Origin of the sequence: Leifsonia sp. SIMBA_070 (genome assembly GCF_046534635.1) — a bacterium.
GTDB lineage: Bacteria > Actinomycetota > Actinomycetes > Actinomycetales > Microbacteriaceae > Leifsonia.
This window is the reverse complement of sequence record NZ_JAWRYK010000850.1, coordinates 1-240: the sequence shown is the minus strand read 5'-3', so window position 1 is coordinate 240 and position 240 is coordinate 1. Positions and strand designations below refer to the sequence as shown.

The following is a 240-nucleotide window of genomic DNA, read 5'->3' as shown; positions in this document are numbered from 1 at the left end:
GAATTCGGCGTATCGCAGACCCCCATCCGGGAAGCGCTGAGCCAGCTGGAGGGCGACAACCTCATCATCAGGACCCCCGGGAAGGGGTACCGGACCACACCGCTGCTCGGAAAGGCGGAGCTGGCGGAGCTGTTCGAGTTCCGGCTGCTGGTGGAGCCGTGGGCCGCGCGGGCTGCCGCCGTGAACCGGCTCCGCAATCCGTCCTCCGCGCTGAGGTCGTCATTGGCGGATTTCATCGAC

At 67.5% G+C, this 240-nt stretch carries 1 protein-coding gene; it reads left to right on the top strand.

All coding sequences use genetic code 11. The annotated features are described in order from the left end of the window. Window positions 1-240, top strand: a 240-nt coding sequence (locus SB754_RS22630; protein ID WP_410784515.1) for a GntR family transcriptional regulator, incomplete at both ends; no start/stop codon positions are given.